We start from the raw sequence: 683 nt of genomic DNA on the forward strand, positions 1-683 counted from the left end.
CCCGGGCCCGCGGCACCGCGGTGCTGCTGCCGGCGGGGGCGGACCCGGCCCCCACCGGGCACACGTGGCAGGCGTGGTTCCTCGACGGGGGCGAGCCGCGCCCGGCCGACACGTTCGGCACCGGGGGCGGCGGGGAGGTCCTGGCCGGGCTGCCCGCCGCCGCCACGGCCGTCGCGGTGACGCTGGAGCCCGAGGGCGGCAGCGACGCGCCGACGACGGACCCGGTGGTGACGTACGCCCTGCCCGCCTGAGGGCACCCCTCGACGGCGCACCCCCGGGCGCGGACACTGGTGCGCACCGGCGATCGGGCCGGCGTCGAGGGCGAGGGGGCGGTCACCGTGGTCGCAGGACCGGGCGGGGACGTGGCGCGGGACGGCGACGGGCGGGAGCGGTTCCGCACCCTGCCGGAGCCGGTGCGCCTGGCCGACACCGTCGAGGGCCACGACCCGGAGCCACCGCCGGACCCGACGATGGGCCGCGACCCCGAGCGGGACTTCCTGCTGCGCAACGCGGGGTGACCCGCGCCGGCTGACCCGCGCGGGACGTCCCGCGCACGTCCCGCCCGCGCGATCGGTGCGGTGCGCGGGCGGGATGCGGCGCGGCGCGGGGCGGGGTCAGCCGCCCAGCGGCCAGCGGGGCAGGGCCAGCAGCGCCCACGGCACGACGAGCACGACGGTGGGCAG

2 protein-coding genes are annotated in these 683 nt (G+C 81.4%); both read left to right on the forward strand.

What is annotated here, in order from left to right; translation table 11 throughout:
* Positions 1 to 251: anti-sigma factor domain-containing protein (locus tag ABEB16_RS22255; protein ID WP_345714336.1), on the forward strand; the 251-nt coding region annotated here is incomplete at its 5' end.
* A 39-nt stretch (positions 252 to 290) separates the two neighbouring features.
* Positions 291 to 518: a hypothetical protein gene (locus tag ABEB16_RS22260; RefSeq protein WP_345714337.1), complete on the forward strand. Its 228-nt coding sequence runs from the start codon at positions 291 to 293 to the stop codon at positions 516 to 518.
* Positions 519 to 683 lie beyond the last annotated feature (165 nt).

This window comes from Kineococcus glutinatus (assembly GCF_039542765.1).
GTDB lineage: Bacteria > Actinomycetota > Actinomycetes > Actinomycetales > Kineococcaceae > Kineococcus_A > Kineococcus_A glutinatus.